The organism is Kitasatospora sp. NPDC007106, assembly GCF_040634455.1.
GTDB classification, from domain to species: domain Bacteria; phylum Actinomycetota; class Actinomycetes; order Streptomycetales; family Streptomycetaceae; genus Kitasatospora; species Kitasatospora arboriphila.
Genome location: NZ_JBEYFP010000947.1, coordinates 1 through 2,126, shown reverse-complemented (window position 1 = coordinate 2,126; position 2,126 = coordinate 1). Strand labels below are relative to the sequence as shown.

The 2,126-nt window shown below is 71.8% G+C and carries 1 protein-coding gene and 1 pseudogene; both read right to left on the bottom strand.

Going from position 1 to position 2,126, the window contains the following annotated elements; genetic code table 11:
* Positions 1-145 precede the first annotated feature (145 nt).
* The gene (locus ABZ641_RS34335) at positions 146-373 is read right to left on the bottom strand and encodes a hypothetical protein (protein WP_344626173.1); all 228 of its coding nucleotides are present in this window, start codon (positions 371-373) and stop codon (positions 146-148) included.
* Positions 374-2,031: 1,658 nt separating this feature from the next.
* Positions 2,032-2,126, bottom strand: a pseudogene (locus ABZ641_RS34330) (Hsp70 family protein); the annotation flags it as partial.

Genomic DNA, 2,126 nt, shown 5'->3' with positions numbered 1-2,126 from the left:
CGCCGCGCCGCCGCTACGGCCGAGCTGGGGCGGCACCGCGCGTGGCGTCTGCTGCCAGGTGGGTGGTGCCGGTGCGGCCGGGCCCTGGTTCCAGTAATGCTTCGTCATGACCTCTTCCTCATCGGGGTGTTCGGGTCGGCGCCGTTCATCGGTTGCACGCGACGGCGAGGACGAACAGCAGGAACAGCACGGCGAGGAAGCCGAGGCAGCCGATGCCCCCCTCCGGGTTCTTGGTGTTGGCCTCGACCGTTCCGCCGGGGCGCAGGCCGGGGTGGCGGTCGGTGTAGTGCGCGATCTGCTCCCGCTCGCCCTGGGACTCGGTGCCCCAGGAGGTCTTGAAGCCGCATTCGCCGCACCGGTAGCGATATGCCATGTCAGGTCCTTGAACTTCGTCGGTGGGATGGTGGGTCGGTCAATGCGCAGCGGCGGTGGGGGTCAGCGCCAGCGCCAGCAGACGGTGTAGCCGAGGTCGGGGAACTCGTTGGAGCGCCAGTAGGTGGAGCCGTCCTGGCCGCAGAACGTCGGGTAGTTCGGCGTGCTGGTGCGTCCGGTGACGTAAACGTTCGAGCGGTCGCAGCTGCCGACGTTGGTGAAGGTGGAACCCGACTTGAGCAGGCATTCGCGGACAGTGGCGTAGCCTGCGTCGTCGGGGAACACCATGGACAGACACTGCAGGACGTCGAGGTCGGCGCCCTTGGGGCCGGAGACGGTCCGCCACTGGTTGTAGTGGGGCCAGTTGTCGCACTTGGAGTGGTCGCTGGTGCCGCGGTAGACGGCGAGGACCTTGAAGGCGCCGGTCCGGCAGGACAGCACCGACCACGGTCCCGTGCCGGACGGCCCGAAGACGCAGTCGCCCTGCCGGGCGTGGTAGGAGTCCCCGCCGGAGCTCTGGTAACTGAGGCACAGGACCCGCGAGTAGCGCTTGGAGCTGACGCTCTCGTCGTTTCCGGGCACGTTGGCGCAGCCGTCCAGGTCGGTGCTGCCCTCGTTGATCCGGACGACTTTGAACGTCCCTGCGGTGCAGGTGGCCGGGGTGAGGTCGGCGTGGCCGCTGGTCCCGGTGTCGTAGAAGCAGTCGCCGACGCCCGCGGTGGCGACCGGATCGGTCGGACTCGGACTCGGGCTCGGGCTCGGGGTGGGCGTCGGGGTCGGGGTCGGGGTTCGTGGGCGGGTGCTGCTGACGGTCGGATCGGGCTGCGGGATCCGGTACGAGCTGCCGGCGGGACGCGGTGGGTGACTGAGCGTCAGTGGGTGGCTGTCGGCGGCCGAGCGGGCGTCGGCCGGGTGGGAGTCGTCGCGGTGGGTCACGAACAGCAGCACTGCCACGACGGCGGCCACGGCGGCGAGCACCTTGCCGACCCCGGCCGCCGTGCTGCCCGCTCCCGCGTTCCCCGCTGCCGAACCGGCGGGTCCGCCACCGCTGTTGACGCGCGGTCGCAGGGCGGCCGGTCCGGTCGGCGGCTTCGGCTTCGCTGCCCCGCCCGGCTTCGTTCCCCCGGCGGCCTTCGGCCCGCGGCCGGGTTTCAGGCTGCCGGATGCCGAGGCCAGTTGCTCGGCCCAGGCGGCGGGCGTCGGCCGGGCGGCCGGGTCCGTCCGGAGCGAGGCGCGGGCCAGGGCTCCGAGGGCCGGGACGATCGCCGCCAGCGCGGCCGGGTCGGTCGTGCTCTGGTCGCGGGCGAAGAGGCGGACGGCGAGCAGGGCGAGCTTGTACGTGTCGCTGTGCGGCGTCGCCCGTTCCTCGCCCGCGGGGACCTGCCAGTCCGGGGTCTCGGCCTGCGGCAGCACCGTCGCACGGTCGGTTCGGGCCGCGTCGCAGTCGATGAGGAAGCACTCGGGCCGCGGTGCGAGGGTGAAGAGCAGGTTCTTCGGCGAAAGGTCGCCGACGGCGACGCCGAAGCGGTGCAGCCGGTCGAGGGTGGTCGCCAGGTCGGCGAGCAGGAGCAGCCGATCCCGGTCGGTGACGGTCAGCCCGATCCCGGCGACGTAGGCGTCATCGTTGAGGAGGTACTCCAGGGTGGCGAGCCGGGGCGAGCCCTGGTAGACCTGGATCTGCACGGAGGGCTGGTTGTCCTCGGCCGTGGTGAAGATCTCGGAGCGCTTGGTCGGGATCGTGGTGTTGCGCTCGA

What these genes read in the sequence shown, in the direction of transcription:
- ABZ641_RS34335 (WP_344626173.1), bottom strand. Translation starts at nt 373, where the DNA reads ATGGCATATCGCTACCGGTGCGGCGAATGCGGCTTCAAGACCTCCTGG.